At 36.6% G+C, this 18210-nt stretch carries 15 protein-coding genes and 1 rRNA gene; 1 reads left to right on the plus strand and 15 read right to left on the minus strand.

All coding sequences use genetic code 11. The features are described 5' to 3' along the window. From K4422_RS00005 to K4422_RS00065, 13 genes are all read right to left on the minus strand, one after another. Nucleotides 1-61 (minus strand): 16S ribosomal RNA (locus tag K4422_RS00005); the annotation flags it as partial. A 651-nt stretch (nucleotides 62-712) separates the two neighbouring features. Continuing rightward, entirely contained in the window at nucleotides 713-895 is a 183-nt protein-coding gene (locus tag K4422_RS00010; RefSeq protein ID WP_206904192.1) for a hypothetical protein, read from the minus strand. A gap of 112 nt (nucleotides 896-1007) precedes the next feature. Next, on the minus strand, nucleotides 1008-1643 hold the full coding sequence (locus tag K4422_RS00015) for an HAD family hydrolase (RefSeq protein WP_230708425.1): 636 nt from the start codon (nucleotides 1641-1643) through the stop codon (nucleotides 1008-1010). Nucleotides 1644-1654: 11 nt separating this feature from the next. After that, nucleotides 1655-4384 carry a sigma 54-interacting transcriptional regulator gene (locus K4422_RS00020; protein ID WP_230708427.1) on the minus strand — a complete coding sequence of 910 codons (2730 nt, stop codon included), beginning with the start codon at nucleotides 4382-4384 and terminating at the stop codon, nucleotides 1655-1657. A 104-nt stretch (nucleotides 4385-4488) separates the two neighbouring features. Further along, nucleotides 4489-5466, minus strand: a complete 978-nt coding sequence (locus K4422_RS00025; protein ID WP_230708429.1) for an SIS domain-containing protein — start codon at nucleotides 5464-5466, stop codon at nucleotides 4489-4491. 52 nt (nucleotides 5467-5518) lie between these two features. After that, nucleotides 5519-6331: a PTS system mannose/fructose/sorbose family transporter subunit IID gene (locus K4422_RS00030; protein ID WP_206904180.1), complete on the minus strand. Its 813-nt coding sequence runs from the start codon at nucleotides 6329-6331 to the stop codon at nucleotides 5519-5521. A 15-nt stretch (nucleotides 6332-6346) separates the two neighbouring features. Beyond that, complete coding sequence (locus K4422_RS00035; RefSeq protein WP_230708430.1) at nucleotides 6347-7129, minus strand: PTS mannose/fructose/sorbose/N-acetylgalactosamine transporter subunit IIC; 783 nt, start codon at nucleotides 7127-7129, stop codon at nucleotides 6347-6349. Nucleotides 7130-7147: 18 nt separating this feature from the next. Next, nucleotides 7148-7618 (minus strand): PTS sugar transporter subunit IIB, encoded by a 471-nt coding sequence (locus K4422_RS00040; RefSeq protein WP_206904176.1) that lies wholly within the window; start codon nucleotides 7616-7618, stop codon nucleotides 7148-7150. Beyond that, a complete protein-coding gene (locus tag K4422_RS00045; RefSeq protein WP_230708431.1) occupies nucleotides 7615-8031 on the minus strand; it encodes a PTS sugar transporter subunit IIA in 417 nt (138 codons plus the stop codon). Before K4422_RS00045 ends, K4422_RS00040 begins: the two co-directional genes overlap by 4 nt. Nucleotides 8032-8387: 356 nt before the next feature. Further along, on the minus strand, nucleotides 8388-10922 hold the full coding sequence (locus K4422_RS00050) for a glucosaminidase domain-containing protein (RefSeq protein ID WP_230708432.1): 2535 nt from the start codon (nucleotides 10920-10922) through the stop codon (nucleotides 8388-8390). 236 nt (nucleotides 10923-11158) lie between these two features. Further along, nucleotides 11159-11674 (minus strand): GNAT family N-acetyltransferase, encoded by a 516-nt coding sequence (locus K4422_RS00055; protein ID WP_230708433.1) that lies wholly within the window; start codon nucleotides 11672-11674, stop codon nucleotides 11159-11161. 18 nt (nucleotides 11675-11692) lie between these two features. Continuing rightward, nucleotides 11693-12202 carry a signal peptidase I gene (gene lepB / locus K4422_RS00060; protein WP_206904166.1) on the minus strand — a complete coding sequence of 170 codons (510 nt, stop codon included), beginning with the start codon at nucleotides 12200-12202 and terminating at the stop codon, nucleotides 11693-11695. Between the two features lie 315 nt (nucleotides 12203-12517). Then, nucleotides 12518-13450, minus strand: a complete 933-nt coding sequence (locus K4422_RS00065; protein ID WP_206904164.1) for a dihydroorotate oxidase — start codon at nucleotides 13448-13450, stop codon at nucleotides 12518-12520. 188 nt (nucleotides 13451-13638) lie between these two features. On the opposite strand from K4422_RS00065, the gene K4422_RS00070 reads away from it, so the two are divergent. Continuing rightward, nucleotides 13639-13974, plus strand: a complete 336-nt coding sequence (locus K4422_RS00070) for a metal-sulfur cluster assembly factor (RefSeq protein WP_206904153.1) — start codon at nucleotides 13639-13641, stop codon at nucleotides 13972-13974. Nucleotides 13975-14070: 96 nt separating this feature from the next. Here K4422_RS00070 and K4422_RS00075 read toward each other — a convergent pair whose 3' ends face one another. Together K4422_RS00075 and K4422_RS00080 are read right to left on the minus strand one after the other, a co-directional pair. After that, nucleotides 14071-16734 (minus strand): HAD-IC family P-type ATPase, encoded by a 2664-nt coding sequence (locus K4422_RS00075; RefSeq protein ID WP_230708435.1) that lies wholly within the window; start codon nucleotides 16732-16734, stop codon nucleotides 14071-14073. Nucleotides 16735-17182: 448 nt separating this feature from the next. Then, nucleotides 17183-18091 carry a YitT family protein gene (locus K4422_RS00080; RefSeq protein WP_268990962.1) on the minus strand — a complete coding sequence of 303 codons (909 nt, stop codon included), beginning with the start codon at nucleotides 18089-18091 and terminating at the stop codon, nucleotides 17183-17185. Nucleotides 18092-18210 lie beyond the last annotated feature (119 nt).

Below are 18210 nucleotides of genomic sequence, written 5' to 3' on the forward strand. Positions count from 1 at the left end.
CTTGCATGTATTAGGCACGCCGCCAGCGTTCGTCCTGAGCCAGGATCAAACTCTCATAAAAAGTGTTTGAACAGTCATAGACTGTTAAGCTCAAATAAAAATTAACTTTGCTAGCTATTGCTTGCATGTTGTTTGCTTCTATAAAAGAAGCGCCCTACACATTGGTTCGTTTGCTTGCTTTGTTCAGTTTTCAAAGGTCTACTTGCGAAGTTAAATGTATTTATTTAACTTGCAGTTGGTTGCATTTTGAAATGTTTCAGCAACTCTTATATCCTATCAGCTGACTTGATTTCTGTCAACTATTTTTTTCAAAAAGTTTTAAAAACTTTTTGAAATGATATTTCAGAAGTTCGCCGCTCATCAAGCAACTTCGTTAGTTTAACAGTCGTTGTAGCAACTGTCAACAACTTTTTTCAAAAATGTTTCAAGTTGTTTTCAATCGTGTGACTGCCTTGCCAACGTTGATTAATTTACCACTTCCAAGTATTTGCGTCAACCGTTTTATTTTCATAAAATACCAGCTCACCACCGTGCCAAAACTACTCTTTTTATCTTTTGTTCGCTTTTTTTGCGCTTACAAAAAAAGAAGTTAATCTTTTTCTTCACAAAAAAACCTAAACTGTAAAAAAAGTAAGAGAAATCCCTCTTAAAATTCGGTTATTTTTTTATTTTTCAGGCACAAAAAAAGGAGATTTCCATCTCCTTAGCAAGTTTACTTATCGCGACTTAAAAAGCGAATCCGTTTTTCTTCATCGCGGTAAATAATTGTTTCTTCGTTTAAGTAAGAAAAAGTTAGTTTTTCTAAATTTGGCGTGCTAATCATTTCTTCGTATCCAGTAAAAATATCGTGAATATATTTTTTGTAGGCATGCTTCTTCTTTAATCTTTTTTTCATGGGGCACCTTCCTTTTTCAAATCACTGTCATCTTACCAAAAGTGTTACGCATTGGACAAGTAGTTTTCGTCGATTCTCAAAGATTGTTACAAGGTACATTTTTTTTACTAACTTAATATACAAGACAATTCTCTACCACTTTTATAATATCAGATAAATGATCAATAACTATATCCGCTTGTCGTTGATCAATTGGAAAATCTTGTTTTAGTGCCAATGTATACAGTTGTGCAGCTTTCGCAGAAGCAATCCCGACTGGTGAATCTTCTACTGCAATGCAGCGATCACACTTTAGCGCCGCTTCAGCCAATTGATAAATTTCTGGATGTGGTTTACTTTTTGATAAACTTTCGCCGGAAATAACAAAATCAAAGAAAGATGTTAAATTATTTTGAGCAAGCATCGTATAAATTTCGTTTTCAGGCGATGATGAAGCAAGTGCTATCTTTATTTTTTTAGCCTTCAAATAAGTCAATACACTCTTAACATCCCCTCGCAAGGCCTTGGTAAAATCAATTGGATGTGTTTGCTGATAATCTTGATACTCTTTTTTTAATAATGCACGGTTTTCTTTTGCTGGGACTAAAACTTGCCAAATACCCGCTTCAGTCAAGCCAACAAAATCCAATTTGTTTTTTGAGCCTGGACTCAAATTTTTTTCAGCAAAAAAATCCATCCGCCGCTGAAAGTAAAAGCTTTCAGAATCAATTAAAACACCGTCCATATCAAAAATTATACCTAAAATCATATAAATCACTCCTAGCCATTAATTATTTCGTGAATTAGACGCAGCTCTAAATCCGAGATCTGAATAGTATATTCATTTTCGACATTGCGAAATGCTCGATGAATTTGTTCCATTTCCATGCCAGCTTGTGCTAAATATTCAGCAATATCTTCTTGTTGATCAACACTTTCTTTACGTAAAATTCGTTCAATCATACAACAGCAATGCAAATACAATAAAAATAATTTACTATTTGAAAGCGTAATGGCTAAATTAACCTCTGCTTGTGATACTGCACTTTGCACCAGACGTAAAAGCTTTGTCGCATCTAGAATCGTTAAATTCTCAACGATTTTGTTAATGGAAAAGCTAAACATTAGCTGTTCCTTTAATGCTTTGTCACTAATATCAAAATAATCTTGTAAAATTGTAACAAATTTCTCTATATCTTCCCCATTAATTAAGTGATCTAAGCCGATATAAGGAATCTGCTGAATTTTGGGATCTTCTGTACCAACAATCATTAACACTTCATACATTTGAAAAGGATCTTCATACAGTTTATTTTTTTCTAACTTGTGATAATCATAAGGTATGATGGCTAACTCGTCGCAGTAGTCTTTTAGACAATGTTCTAAAATTTCTTGAATTTGAATGGCAGAGCCCATTCCAGTATAGCAACAAGTTAAAATAGCTTGTTTTTTCTCTTGCTTTGGCAAAATCAATTGCTTTTGAACTTTATTTTCAATATCAACTCGTTGACTGATTTCTGAAATAGATAATTGATTTTGAATTAAATGACCAATTTCTAAAACTAACGGGGTGCAAACATAGTCAATAATCAATAATGGTCCGCGAATTTTATCTTCTAAGCGCTCACCTAATTGATTTAACGAACCCATGTCCACTAATAAAATTAAACCAGCGTCTGTATGGTAATCGTTAATAAATCGAATGACTTGTTCTTCGACTTTGTCTAGTGTGATATTTATCGGCATATCATAAGCATGAAAAATATTTTGTTGTAACATGCGATTGCCGACATTAGCTAGACTACTGGCAGTGGAATAACCATGGGCTAGAATAATACTTTTGATTTCTTTTTCACGGGGCGTTATTTGCAAACCGTGAAAGTAAAAAGAAATAAAGATTAAATCCTCGTCTTTAAAATCCTGGTCCAATTGACGGGAAATATGACCTAAAGCTTTCTTTGCATACCAATAAGAAGTATCCATTGAACTGGAAATTAAACGCAATAGCTTTGGTTTTATCGTATGCCATTCGTGATTTTCTGCAATCGTATCGGTATTATTTTTGCGATAAAGGTATTGTGCGAGTGCGATAACCCGGTTACCATCTTGATCAAATCCATAATTATCGTGCATCCAATCAAAGGTTTCTCGAATTTGATAGGTCAAAACGGAATAAAAAGACTCTTCTTTAGCATAACTATCTTTAAACATAAATTCATCCATTAAGTTATTGACACGATTTACCATCGTTGTAATAAAATCCTTGATGGCTAACTCTTGTTCATCGACTTTTTGGTAAAGTTGAACCATTTTTTCAAATAATTGTCGGATCTGCTTTGCTTCAGTAGACTCTAAAAAAACCTGATTTTTCGTATGGGGCAAATATTGGCGATCTGGTAAAGCTTTAATCGTCTTTTTCAACTGCTCTTTTAAACGTAGCGCATTCTCTTGAGGTAAATCTTTTAAGCGCACTCTTATTGCAGGGTTGTTTTGATTTTTTGCATAGGCGCTGCCGCAAATGTATTTAACAATATTTTTGATTTTACCCACATTGCCTTCTAAGTCACTATTTAACAAAAAGTCTACTAGTTGATAGCTAACATCAATTCGCTTTTTTAAAATATTCGCCTCATTCACAAAAAAAGTATCAATTAGCTGCATTCTTTCTGACTGCGGGCGCTGTTCATAATTGGGCAAACTTACAATTACCGGCAGACGCCGAATAAAAGTTGGCAAAAAAGTCTGATAGACATTTTCTGTTGTGGCAAAAATTAGCCGTACCTTTGCCTTGCGTTTAAGGGCATTATCTCCCATAGGTGAAAATTCACCGGTATCCATGAAGGTAAATAATTTTTCTTGCCCTTCATCTGACAGTCGATGCACTTCATCCAAAAATAAAATACCGTTATCTGCCTTTTCAATTAAACCGATATGATCTTTTTCAGCTCCGGTAAAAGCCCCCTTAATATGACCAAACAAAGCAGAGGATAACAATTCTGGATTATTGAAATATTGAGCACAGTTATAGGCGATAAAAGGGGAATCTTTTTGAATGACCTTCTCTGTGACTGCGTATTCGTGAATTTTTTCAGCTAAGAATGTTTTCCCTGAACCGCTACTGCCAGACAAAAGAATCGGCAACCCGTTATTTGGATAAAGCACCGCTGTTTTCACTTGATCAATCGCTTCTTTTAGACTCCCTTTGGCACCAATTACTAGCTCTAATGCATTTTGTTTTTCCAATGTAAATAAATCTTCCCAACTCTCATACTCTGCGCCTTTTACGATAATTCCCAGCTCAGCAAGTGTTGTAACGTGTAAAAAAGCGACCGGATAGCTCTTAACTTTGACAACTACGCCTTCTTTTAACCCTTGATTTAAGTAAGAACTGGTCGTGCTACGGTTTAACCCGATATGCTCACTAATGGCTGAGGCAGAAAAATCCCCACGATGATGCTTGTCATAATCTCGCGTTAAGTCAATTAAATATTTTTCTACTTTTTCATTCATGATTTACACCACCTAGCTTCTTTTTTAATCAATTGTAAGAGATTTCATACCAGCTTTCAATACAAGACAGAAAAGCTGAGGCAAATGCCCCAGCTTATGAAAGCTTAGTACTCAAGTTTCCACATATAACGACGTTTTGTTAATGGATGTTGACGCGCTTCAGCCAATTCTTCAGCATAAACACGGAAGACGGCCGTAATGACAAATGGATTGAAGTAATCTAAGACTTCTTTTGCAATATGAGCCGATAGACCCCAATCTAGTGCATCCACAACTTCTGTTTTCGCATCGAAACGATCTAAGAAGGTTAATGCTCGTGCGTCAATTGGACGTGTGCGGCCATCGTTCATCAGTAAGATAAATGGCACACCTTTATCGGTAATTTCAAATGGCCCATGGAAGAATTCACCGGCATGGAAAGTACCGGAGTTGATCCATTGCATTTCCATCATTAAACAAATTGAAGTCGAATAGGCTACTTCGTGAGTTGCCCCTGAACTCATAACATAGATAACTTTTTCGTCTTTGAAGCGTTGGGCAAATTGTTTCGCTTGTAAGCGTGCTCCTTCAGCGCTCTCTTGTGATAAATCGTAAATTTTACTGAAACCATCCATCATTTTATCGTAGTCAGCATAGCCTTCAATTTGATTTAACAACTCAACTGCTAACAACAAGCAATAGCCGGTTTTTTCAAGTTTCGCAGCATAATTTTCAGCAAAACGGTGATAAATGACATAATCTGCATCTTTTGTTAGCGGAGAATCTACGCTACGTGTTAAACTAATAACTGTGGCACCTTTCTCTTTGGCTACTGCGTTAGCTTGAACAGTTTCAGGAGTGGTACCTCCTAATGAAGCTGAAATAACCACAGTATGCTCGTCGACTGAGCTAGGTGTCGCATAGTTAAATTCGTTGGCTGTAAAATGACTAATCCGTAATTTTTGTGCATTTTGGTCTAAAAAGTATTTACCTGGATATAAATCAGCTTTTGACGCACCACAGCCAACAAAGACGATGGATGTCACTTCTTTATTACTAACGATTTCTTTTACAATCTCTTTTGGACTTAATTTTGAATTCATTTTTGAATTCCTCCTCTTAACTTTTTTATTTGAACCTGAATAGGTTTGTCCCTTAACTAAAAATGCCGCATACACTTAATAAAATCCCGCCTACAATACAAATGACCAACATTACGCCGGTTTTAACTTTCTTTTGTAGTAACCAGTACATAAAAAATGTCAGACCCAAAGGAATTAATTGTGGCATAATATTATCTAAAACATCTTGTAAAACAAATGCTTTGCCAAATTTTAAAGGTGTTGTAATGCCGATCATGCTTGCAATCATTGCCCCGATTACCATCAAACCTACAATCGTACAAACATACATTACCTTATCCATTAAACCTTCTTGATAAAGTTTAGCTAAATATTTATTCCCTGTGTTATATCCAATCTTACCACCGTAATAAGTTACTAAAGACGAAGGGACAAATGAGATAATCATCGCTAAAATTGGTCCCAAAATACTTCCTTGTTGCGCTAAATTAATCCCAAAACCAAAAGCTAAAACCCGGACAGTTCCTTGGAAAAAAGAATCGCCAATCCCTGATAGTGGTCCCATTAAAGAAGTCTTTAAAGCCCCAATTGCTTCTGGATTAAAGTTTTCTTGGTCTTGTGCATATTGTTCTTCCATTGAAGCGGCTAAACCCAGTACAAAAGCACTAGTCTGCGGTGTACAATTGTAATACGCCATGTGACGTTCGTAAGCTTCCATCTTTTTTGAAGCGTCTTCTGGTTTGTCGTAAATTTTGTCGATGATCGGCGCAATTCCATACATAAACCCCATATTCATTTGCCGCTCGTAATTCCATGAAGCTTGAATCGCCCACGAGCGCCAGAAGAATTGCCAATATTTCCAACTGTTTGGATCTTTTTTAGTCATTTATAAGACTCCTTTCTATAAATCGTCTAAAGGATCAGGTTCACTTTGCGCAGCATTACCACCATTACTGCCACCAAAATTAACTTGGGCCATCACAAACGCTACAATGCAGGCAAATGCTGCAACCCCTGTGATACTTAGGCCAGAATATGCAGTTATTAAAAAACCCAGCAATAAAAACGGTACCATTTTCTTTGTTAACATTGTTTGTAAAAGCAAGGCAAAACCATAAGCCGGTAAAATCTTACTTGCTAAAGTCAAACCATTTGTTAACCAAGCAGGAATGCTGTCAACAATACTTTTGACCAAATCGGTACCAAAATAAATAGCTAGAAAAATCGGAATAAAATACATTAAGGAATACAAAACCGAGCCATAAACAATATGAATCCTTCTTGCACCAGCAAACTTACCTTCAGCAATTAACGTATCCGCACGGTGTGTTAAATTTGATAAGACCGTTCGCATTAAAATCCCTAACATTTGACCTAATACAGAAATTGGAATTGCAATGGTTAACGCTGTTTCCGCATTTGAACCAGATAAAATTGCAAAAGCCGTTGCAATAATAGAAGCCATATTCATATCCGGCGGTGCAGCTGCCCCAATATTTACCAACCCCAAAGACATCAATTCCAACGATGCCCCAACCATCAAACCTTTTTCCAAATCTCCTAATACCAAACCAACCAGCGTACTCACAATTAAAGGCCGTTCAAAGTTCAGTCTTCCTAACAATCTGGAGTCCAGAATACAAAATATTCCGATTAGACCCAGGGCAATCGATTGAAACAACATAACGCAAACCCCTTTCTTTTAAATCATTGTATTTAAATCCTCTTTTTTAGAGGTTGGTACCTGCTGCATAAACTGTGTAATCCCCATTGCTTTTAGCGCTTTGGCATCTTCAATTTCACTTTCTGTTAAGAAAATAGCGTTGCTAAATTGCTTAGCCCCTTCTTTTTTAATAATGCCGCCATAATTGATGGCCTCAATTTTCTGATAGCCTTCACAAAATTTGCGGACATCTTTAGTATTCCCAAAAATCAACATGATATTTTCTTTTAGCGTTTCAACTTTTGGCATTTTTGCTAAAGTGTTGGCCACTGTGAAAATATTCAATTTAATTCCTTGGGGTTTGGACAATTCTAAGGACATCTTTTTAAATTCATCATTGGCCGCTTCGTCGTTTACCACGATAATGCGATTTATTTGTAAAGACTTACTCCAAGAAAACACTACTTGTCCGTGTAACAATCTGTGATCAATGCGTACAAGTTTGATCATAGATCATCACCTCCTTTTTCTGATGTTTGTAATAGACGACTACAATCAATTAGTGAATTTTGGCTTTCTATGATAATCCTTTGTAAATCATTTGAACTAATTTTCCCAGCCTGTGTTGCGATGGAAATCACAAGGGGTAAATTCATTCCGGTAATAAGATGTATTTCGGGGTTGTCTTTTAAAAGGGGTAACATTTCGTTATTAACACTCCCCCCTAAAATATCTGTTAAGATAAATAAATTTTTCGTCCCCAGTTTTGTAACTAATTGCTGCATTTGTCCTTCGATTGGTTCATCTTCATCGCGATAAGCCGATAGTGCGTAAATATTATTTGCTGGACCTAGAATCATTTCAGCGGTTTGCTTTAAGCCTTGTGATAATTCTCCGTGGCTTGCTAGAATGATAGTATTCATTTTTTCTTCCCTCCTTACTGACACTTTTATACAAGCAAGTTGCGTGCCAACTTTTGTCTAAGGTTCAAATCCCGCTTGATTTCAGCGTTTTTCTGACACTTTCAACACATCTAGAACAAAAAAATACAGTGTTGGAAATTTTCACTTGAAGTGTTGATAAAAGCGTGAAGTAGCGATTGATCAATTCTAAGAAAAAAGATACCGCAAAAAAAGATTGGAAATTTTTTAAGCCCAGGATTTTTTCTTCTTTTAAATCGCTTTTATAAATTTCAATTGCTTTTTACTTAATACTTAGACAGACACAAAAAGTCCCCGTACAAAAGTTAGTTTAGCTTTTGTACGGGGACTTTCATTTTTTATTTTGGTGCTACATACGTAACATTGTTAGAGCGGGCAATACTATTAGGGATAATACGGTATGAAACAGTTGTTGGCCTGACAACATTTCCTTCTGAGACCAAAATGCCATCTGGTCCAACAGCTTCAACAAATGCCACATGACCATACACGGAACTAGAACCAGCAACTCCAGGATGGAAACTTACGGCATAACCAACTTTTGGTGTTCCAGTTGTTTTATAGCCTAAACGAGCACCTTTTTGGCCCCATTCGCCACCATTGCCCATAAAGTTGTCAACCCGGCCACCTAATTGGGTAATCCGATTGTAAACATACCACGTACATTGTCCCACTGGATAAGAACCAGAAGTATTATAGTTGCGACCATCAAAATCAGGGAAAATCATTTTATTACGATAGTAGGTTGGAATATTTTGCCGTGATTGAATAATCATTCCGGTTTTTGTTCCAACTGGTGTTTCAGGTTCATCGTACTGGGTTAAATGATAAGCTGCGATAATCGAATTTAATTTATTACTGTATTGCGTATCCGTTGCATATTTCCCCATTAGATGGTCTGTTGCTTGGAGATAATTTCCCGCCTCAGAACGCCATGCGCCTTGATAAAAACCATCGTTTCCAGAAATACCGCCACGAATTAGTTCAACATAGTCTGCTAATGATTCTTTGTAACTAGGATAACTTCTAAAGTTTGCCGTGATTTGATACAACTCGCCGTTTCCTTTGTCTTCCATTGTTTTCATAGCAACAGAAGAACCGCCGTGAGAACCTTTAATTCCAAACAAGTTGTAATAAGGTGCTCTTGATAACCCACTGCCACCAGAACCGCTTTCCAAAATTGCCTGAGCGATCATGACCGAAGCAAAAACATCATATTTTAACCCTAATTCTCTGGCATCATCTGCAATTGCATCGATGAAGCGTTGTGTAATCGGATTGGCTTTAAAATCAACAGTAGCTGCGTAATTGTCTAATGTCTTTTCACCTTGTTGTGTCAAAACGAGATTTCCCGGCATGCTAACTGCAAAAGATGGGTTTTTTATAACGCCATATTTTTCGCTTAATAGCGCTGTATCATTTTCTTCTTTACTGTCTGCATCTGTTTTATCAGCAATTTTTACAATTCCGGCGTCATTAACTTCATAACCTTGAATGGTGAAAATTTGGACACCTGGCAATTCTTCTTTATCTTTTGTTTGTTCTGTATCTTTAGTAGCATCACTAGTAGTTTCTTTTTTCTCTAATGCTGCTTCTTTTAGTTTATTTTGTTCTTTTAAAGCCTCGTGATTTTCATCAGTGGCCATTATATATTTACCCTGACCAAGGTAAATGGCAACTTTGTTAACTTCTTTATCTTGCCAGAAAAGAAGATCACCAGGTTGCGCTTTTTCCAATGAAATTTGCTTTTTATCTTTTACCATTTCCTCATAATTTTTACCAAGAGTTATGCCAAAAATTTCGTTATAAAGGTAATTTGGTAAACTTAAATTATTAAAGGCAGACGGTGCTTTACCATCTTTTGCAAAAGGTTTATTCAGAGTCTTCAAAGCAGCTGCGATTATAGCACCTTGCTTTTTATCCTTTAAACTATTTAACAACGGCAATTCAAAACCATTTAAATTTGAATCAGTTAAACTGTCGACAACCAAATTATCATCCAATGGTGCAGATGCTGTGCCATCTTTACTTGGACCTTGAACAGGTTGTTTGGGGGTTGTTGCATCTGTTGTGCTTGGCTTTGATTGGTTTTGATTTGTATTGCTTTGATTTGGTTTATTGGTCGCAGGCTTATTCGGCTGTGGCTTTGGTTTAGGATTAGGCTTTGTTTCTGGCTTAGGATCTGGTTTTGGCGTAGGCGTAGGTTTTTGCGCCTCCACTTTTACTAATCCAGTAATTGCCTTTTGTAAATTAACCAACATGCTGCTAACTTCATCACTAGAAGCATCCTCATTGGTTAAGAGAGTATTGGTTAGTCCAATTTGTTTTTGCAAAACCTTAAATGAAGCTGGTGTATATTCGCTAGCCTTAAAGTCCATTGCCTTTTTCAACAAAGCTTGTAAGCTTTCCTTATCGGGTTTTACTTCCAGTTGTAGACTACCTAAAAACACTTTAATCCTTTCAACCAAAGCATCAACAGTATTTTGATCAACCTCGTTTGCATTTTGCATTACCGAAGCTTCCTGGAAAAGCTCATTTATTTTATCACCTGGGAATGTAGAGGGGCGATATTGATCTTCTGTATTAATCAGATTTTGCAACTGATTGTACATTTCTGTTAACACAGTTTTGTCCACAGCCACCGGTGTCGGTGCAGGTGTCGGGTCGTTTTCACCTTCACTAACTTCACCTGTATTTTCAGGACTATTTTTGGTTTCTGTTACCGCTGTATCACTATTATTTTGAACTGCTTCACTTGCTTGCGTAGTTGTAACAACATTTGCGAAAGCCGGCGTTCCTTGCGAAAAAAGCACTAACACAATACTAAACATAGAAAGTGCCCTTCGCAAACGTAGACTATTCCTTTTTTTCATCAGAGAACCCCCTTTTATTTCCTCGCTATTATATTAGCACATATTCTCATGAAATTCTAAGTCAAAACGTCTGAATAATTAATATAACAGTCGTAACTACAACTTGAATAAAAAGAGAAACTAGCATCCTAAAGGGTTTTTGCTAGTTTCTCAAGATTAGAGAATGATTTCAGCCAATTTTAATAAATAAATTTAATTATTTTGACGCGTCCAAATTAAAGAAAAAATAACTAACTTTATTGCGTTACCAACTGATATGCGTTTCGTAGACCTGACGGAATGGGAAATTCAACTTGACCGCAATAACTAAATCCAAGTGCATTGATCGTCTTGATCATAGGAAAATTTTCTGGATACGTATCAATTCGAATATCTTTAAACCCCTTTTTTTCGGCATTATTAATTAAAGCAGCTAAAAATTTTTGGGCAATTCCTTTTTTGGCAAAATTTTTGCTAACCGCTACGCGATGAATTGACACATAATCCTTACGGTCAACTGTCATCCAACGACCACAAATAGCAGTATAAACAGGATCAATTCCTTCGACTAAACTTGCAACTGCCACGATACTGCCTTCCATTATGGCAACCCAACAGAATTTATTTGCCACATCTTTTGTCATTTGGTCTTCATCAGGTCCATAGCCATCTTGCCACTGAGGGGATCCTTGAGCTTTTAAAGAAGCTCGTCCATCTGCAATAATTTCCATAATCACAGGTAGATCAAAAAAAGTTGCTAATCTTATTTCCATACTGCTTAAACTCCTTAGTTAAAATAAACGAAACGAACTAATTGGGTAAAAGCGCAAACGAAATGCGCCGATAATTTCATCACGGTGGATGGAACCAAAATTACGGCTATCTGTCGAGTGATCTCGGTTATCTCCTAAAACAAAATATTCACCCTTAGGAATGCGATAAGTAAAATTATCCATCTCCCATACCATATCACCGGTTTTAAACCCTTCGGAAGTGGCTTTATCATTAATAAAAAGGTTGTTGTTTTTGTATTCGATTTTTTCTCCTGGCAAACCAATGATCCGTTTAATGAATTTTTCCTCTTCACTAAATTGATCTGGATTGTTTAATACAACGATACTAAACCGCTGCAACTTGCCGATTTTCAAGGCAAACCCCCGATCACCATCGTAAAGCGTTGGTGCCATTGATGAGCCGTCAACAATTACTGGGGAGAAAATAAATATTCGAATGATTATTAAAATGGCGATAAAACCACCAAAAATCGCGATATCACGAACAGATATCTTCATCTTCTTCATAAACAACATCCTTTAGCCGGCTCTTTTTAATGTTCTTGATAAAAATTTATAACGTAACCCGACTCTATTCCATAACTTACGCTAGGATTAGAACCTTCTTACAATAAATATATAATAACGACACCGGTATTTCAATGAATATCCATTTAAGCAAAAAGGAAGATTCTCGTAAGTAAATCACAAAATTTATGAAAAAAGAAATTCAACACATTTTTTTGATCGTTTCATTTTAATTTTTTTAAAGTACCTACTATTGTAATTTTCTTTTGGTAGTAAAAAAGATTATACCTTTTGAGGTACAATCTTTTTTGCTAATTAGTCAATGACTTTTAATTTTCCCCGAAATTCATCAATTGTTTGATAGCCTTTTAAAGTCATAATGCTAGCCAACTCTTTAGTCAAACGCTCGAAAATAGCCGGTCCTTCTTTTTGCAGTTGCGTTCCCACCTGTAGCATCGTAGCGCCACACAATAAATGCTCATAGGCATCTTGGCCTGTTAAAATACCGCCGGTTCCGATGATTTTAATTTCTGGTTTTAAACGTGTATAAAAAGCTCGCACATTGGCTAAAGCCGTTGGTTTTACGTATTGACCACCAATTCCACCGAAGCCTTCTTTGGGTTTAATGACGACTTGATCGCTGGTTGTGTCGATATATAAGCCATTTCCAATACTATTGATAGAATTCACGTAAGCTAACGGATATTTATTTAAAATTTCTGCCATTTGATCAAAATGTGCCATATCAAAATACGGTGGCAATTTCACACCTAAAGGCTTGGTAAAAAATGTAAAAACTTGATTTAATGTTTCTTCTGTCAACTCAAAATCATAAGCAACTTGCGGCTTGCCTGGAACATTAGGACAAGATAAATTTAATTCAGTTACCCCTGCAAAATCACTGGCTTCAATTTCTTTTAACATCGCAATATTTTCTGCCACACTCATTCCGGCAACTGAGAAAAATAGGGGGCGTTTTGTGTTTTCTTGTTGTTTCAAGGCATATTCCAAATAGTACTCAAAACCTAAATTAGGTAACCCCATCGAATTAATACTACCTAAAGGAACATCGTAATAACGCGGCTCGCTATTTCCTGCTCGCTTTTCAGGTGTCGCACTTTTCATAATATAAGCGCCTGCTGCTGAAGTACTTAGTTCGTCAAGTTCTTTTATGGTCATGCAATGAACACCTGAAGCATTCATAAAGGGATTTTCAAAATCAAAGTCCAAAAAGTTGGTGGTTAACACAAAATCGCCTCATTTCATTTTTTGTTGGACTTAGCATAGCGGCTTTTTAGCATAAATTCAATAGTAACAATAAAACTTACGCATAATTCTTGTTTTTTGTTCGTCTTTCTTTTTTTAGCGCACAGATGATTTACAAATACCAAAAAACAAGTTATTATTTGAACAGAATTCTAAAGGAGGTTGCAGTTATGAATGAAATCCGCACCGAACAAGAAATTGAAGAAATCAAAGAACGTATTTTAACCGCATTAGAAACTGTGATTGACCCTGAATTAGGGATCGATATTGTCAATCTTGGTTTAATATATGATATTGAATTTGAAGGCGAAACAGGAGAAGCCGTCATTAAAATGACCTTGACCACCATGGGTTGTCCTTTGGCTGATATTTTGACCGATCAAATCCATCAAGCGCTAGCTGAAGTGCCAGAAGTTACTAAAACGGAAGTTAAACTGGTTTGGTACCCTGCTTGGACTACTGATAAAATGAGCCGTTATGCCCGAATTGCTTTGGGTATTCGCTAAACTTTAATAGAAATTTAAAGGCGTAACCTTTCCCTAAACCACAGGAAAGGTTACGCCTTTTATCTTTTTATCTTTACAAAAACAATTTTCAATTTTTTATTTAGTCTTATTTTTTATGCGTAATAATTTATCACATTCAGTGATAGCTAATATCATGACCCCGGCTGCCACAGCGATTCCCCATTCCAAAGGCGATAAAGCGGCTGTATAAAACCAGTTTTGCATAAACGGAAGATATGTTAGTGCAATCTGCAACAAAAGCATAGTTCCGCTAATCCAAAAGGCTTTGGGATTAGTAAAGAAACTTTTTGAAAAAAGTGGCGCTTTCGTTCGAATATTAAACAAGTAAAAAATCTTGCTTAAAACAACGATATTAATCATCATCGTACTAGCCACGACCCTCGTCACACCTTGCAAAAGCAACCACTCGTATGAAATCAGGCTGATAGCTGCCACTAAAATAGAGACATAGCCCATTTGAAAAATGTCATGGCGATTAAATATTCGTCCCGTTGACTGCCTTGGTTTTCGTGTCATAATATTGGCTTCTGCCGGTTCAAAAATGAAGGCAAATTGAATCGTAATCGCTGAAACCATGTTAATCCAAAGCAACTGTGTAGGCTGTAGCGGCATATCTTTTTGCAATAATATTGTAAAGGCGATAATCAACCCTTCTGCAAAAGAAGTTGGCAACAAAAAGAGAATGCTCTTTTTGATATTGTCATAAATCCTGCGCCCCTCACGAATCGCAACTGCCATTGTGCCAAAATTATCGTCAGTTAAAATCATATCTGCTGAATCTTTGGCCACATCCGTTCCTTTTTTCCCCATTGCAACACCAATATTGGCTTTTTTTAATGCTGGCGCATCATTCACGCCATCTCCAGTCATCGCTGTCACCAAGCCATTTTTTTGGAGGGCAGCAACAATTTCCAATTTATTTTGCGGTGTCGTTCTTGCAAACACTTGATTTTCTACTACTGCTTGTTCTAGTTCTTGTGGGGACATTTGCTCTAATTGGCCTCCGGTGATAACTGAAACTTCAGGTGCCAAATTGAGCTTTTCTGCAATTGCTTTTGCTGTCAGCGGATGATCGCCTGTAATCATTTTGACACTCACCCCAGCTTGATTCATTTCCTTTAACGCAGGTATCACCGATTCTTCTGGTGGATCGATAATGCCGGCAATTCCGAGAAAATGAATACCTTTGGTTAAAAGCTCAGGTGTAATTTGTGTAACCAAATTGCTCACAACTTGGTACCCAACCGCAACAACTCGTTTTCCTTGCTCAGTTAAGTTGGTTACCTGATTTGTCCAATAGTCCTCAGCAAATTTTTGTTTTCCATTGGCTTTTGCCATTAAAAACAATTTATCGGGGGACCCTTTGATAAATAAAATTCGCTGCCCATCTTTTTTCTCTACTAATTTAGCAATATATCGGTAATCTGAGTCAAATGGCAACATGTCAATTTCGGTATACTCTGTTTTTTTAGGGAAGGGAAATTGCTTATAATACAATGTTAAAAAGGCACCGTCCGTTGGTTCACCATTAATTTGCCAGCCAGCTTCATTATGCAAAACAGTATCGTTGGCTTCAAATCCTGCTTCTAAAAACAACTTTAATTCTTCATCTAATTCGACAACTTGATTATCAGCGCTAAGAATAGCACCGGTGGGGTCATACCCATCTCCTGAGACCTTTAATTGACGTTTTGAAAAAATAATGTCCTTTACGGTCATTTCATTTTTGGTTAAGGTCCCCGTTTTATCGGTTGCAACCACCGCAACTGATCCTAATGTTTCGACAGCTGGAAGCGTTTTGACAATGGTATGATTTTTTTTTGCCATCTCATTTACGCCCATGGCCAAAACAACAGATGTCGTTGCCGGCAGTCCTTCTGGAATTGAGCCCACAATCATAGTCACCACCGCCAGTGTTAGAACCGAAATTGCATAGGTTTCTAACAGAAGACTTAGGATAAATAAAAGAACCGAAACGCCGATAATTACCCAAGTAATCCCTTTTCCCAGATTATCAATTTCTTTCATTAAAGGTGTCTTTTCACTTTTTGTTTGAGCTACTTCTGTTGAAATCTTTCCAATTTCACTGTTTGCACCAGTGGCAATAACAATTCCAATACCGCTGCCCGCTGTGACTGCAGTTGAAGCAAAAGCTAAGTTGTTTCTTTCTGCTAGCGGCGTAGCAGCTTCACTGATTTGGTCCGCATTTTTTTCTACCGAATCAGCCTCTCCGGTCAATGAAGACTCTTTTATACGTAAATTGTCGGTTTCGACCATTCTTAAGTCGGCAGGAACATTATCGCCAGCTTCTAAAAAGACAACATCGCCTACCACCAATTTTTCAGCTGCGATGTCTTGCCGAATGCCATCGCGATAAACTGTCGCTTCTTGCGACAACAATTCTTTGATTTTTTCTAGTGCATCTGCAGCACTTGCCTCTTGGTAGTAGCCGATTAATACATTGACAATAACAACCACAGCAATGATAATCGCATCTGAAACATGTCCCATTAACAACGTCAAAACAGCCGCAAATAATAAAATGTAAATAATCATATTGTGAAATTGTCGCAACAGTAATTTCCATTTGGGAGTTTTCTGACTCGTTAACTGGTTCAAACCATCTTTTTGCAACCTTCTTTTGGCCTCATCCTCACCAAGACCTAATGCAACTTCTCGTACACCATATTTTTTTAATAGTTCTTGTTTTTCCAACTGAAAATCTTGATATTTTTCCATGTTTGCACTCCTTTATTTTTGAATAAACGACAAATAAGCCCCTCACAGACACAACGGTCAATGACGTGCTTTATTTTTTATTCAATTAAAAAGTAAGCCAAACAAACTAAAAACTTCTGCTCTCCCTCAGGTGAGTCGTCATCCAAAAATACCATCCCCTTTCATTAGCAAGTGAATAAATTTATTTTTTGCACATAAATTTATTTCCTACTTTCAAAATAGCATATGTTATAAAAAAAGAAAAAGTCTTTTTAAAAAAAAATAGTAGGCTTCTTTCAATTTATATTTTTCTTAAATTTCTTAAAATTATTTTAGAATAATAAAAAAAACGAACACTTCATTTAACTGTCACTCTCTTCTCACAAGTAAATTACTTAAAGAGAGTACGGATAGTTTGAATTGTTCGTTTACTTTTTATTTCACTTTATAGCTAACATTTTTAAAGGAATTATTTATGGCTTTTTTTCTTCGTCATTTTAATTTCAGGAAAGACTCCTGTTGCTTTAAACGTTCGTTGATCATCTTCACTAGCAAAACGTCCGATAATAGATTGCGTTGGTACAAAATCGACAAAAGCATTTTCATCCACTTCTAAAATTGCCTGCTCTAAATCATATAATTCATAACGGGTGACAACCATCATAATCATTTTGCCTTCTACCCCAGAATACCCTCCCATTGAAGGTAGTAACGTCATTCCACGAAAAATATGTTCTGAAATGTTCTGACCGACTTCATTTGGTTTTGTTGTGATAATAAAAGCCGTCACTTTTTGATGACTTGTATGAATTGCATCAACGACGTGACTCATCGCATAAATAGAAATGATTGTATATAGTGCGCTCTCCCAGTTAAAAATAAAACCAGCAATCAAAACAATAATCCCGTTTAGTAACAACATAAAATTACCGACAGTTTTCCCGGTCGTGTTGGATAAAATAAGCGAAACGATATCTAAACCACCGGTAGTAAACCCAAATTTCAAAGACAGGCCACCACCGACACCTAATAAGACTCCACCAACAATGGCATTCATCAAGATATTATTTGTCACTTCTCCTTGTGGAATGATAATGGTGAATAAAGAAACACTAATAACATTCATAAAACTCCAAAATGTTGCGGCTTTCCCCAATTTTAAAAAGCCCACGACAAAAATTGGCACATTTAATAAGAAAATAAAAATCCCAGTATCAAAAGTGATACCTAAGTATTGTTGTCCTAATGAGACAACAATTTGTGCGACCCCGTTCATCCCTGCTGCCAAGACTTGTGCCGGGATTAAAAAGAAGTTCAGTGCCACCGCAGCGATTACGCCTGAGAGCAAAACAACTCCAATTTTTTTCATCATTTCCATTTGCAGGTGCTGCTGCCAAACTTTTGTCACTACCTTCAAACTCCTTTTTGTGATAATTTATTTCACATCAATTTTGACAATATCATTCCATTTCTAATATAGCAGTTGTTGCTGTTAAT

The sequence above is a fragment of the Enterococcus sp. SMC-9 genome (assembly GCF_021011285.1).
Lineage (GTDB): Bacteria > Bacillota > Bacilli > Lactobacillales > Enterococcaceae > Enterococcus_C > Enterococcus_C montenegrensis.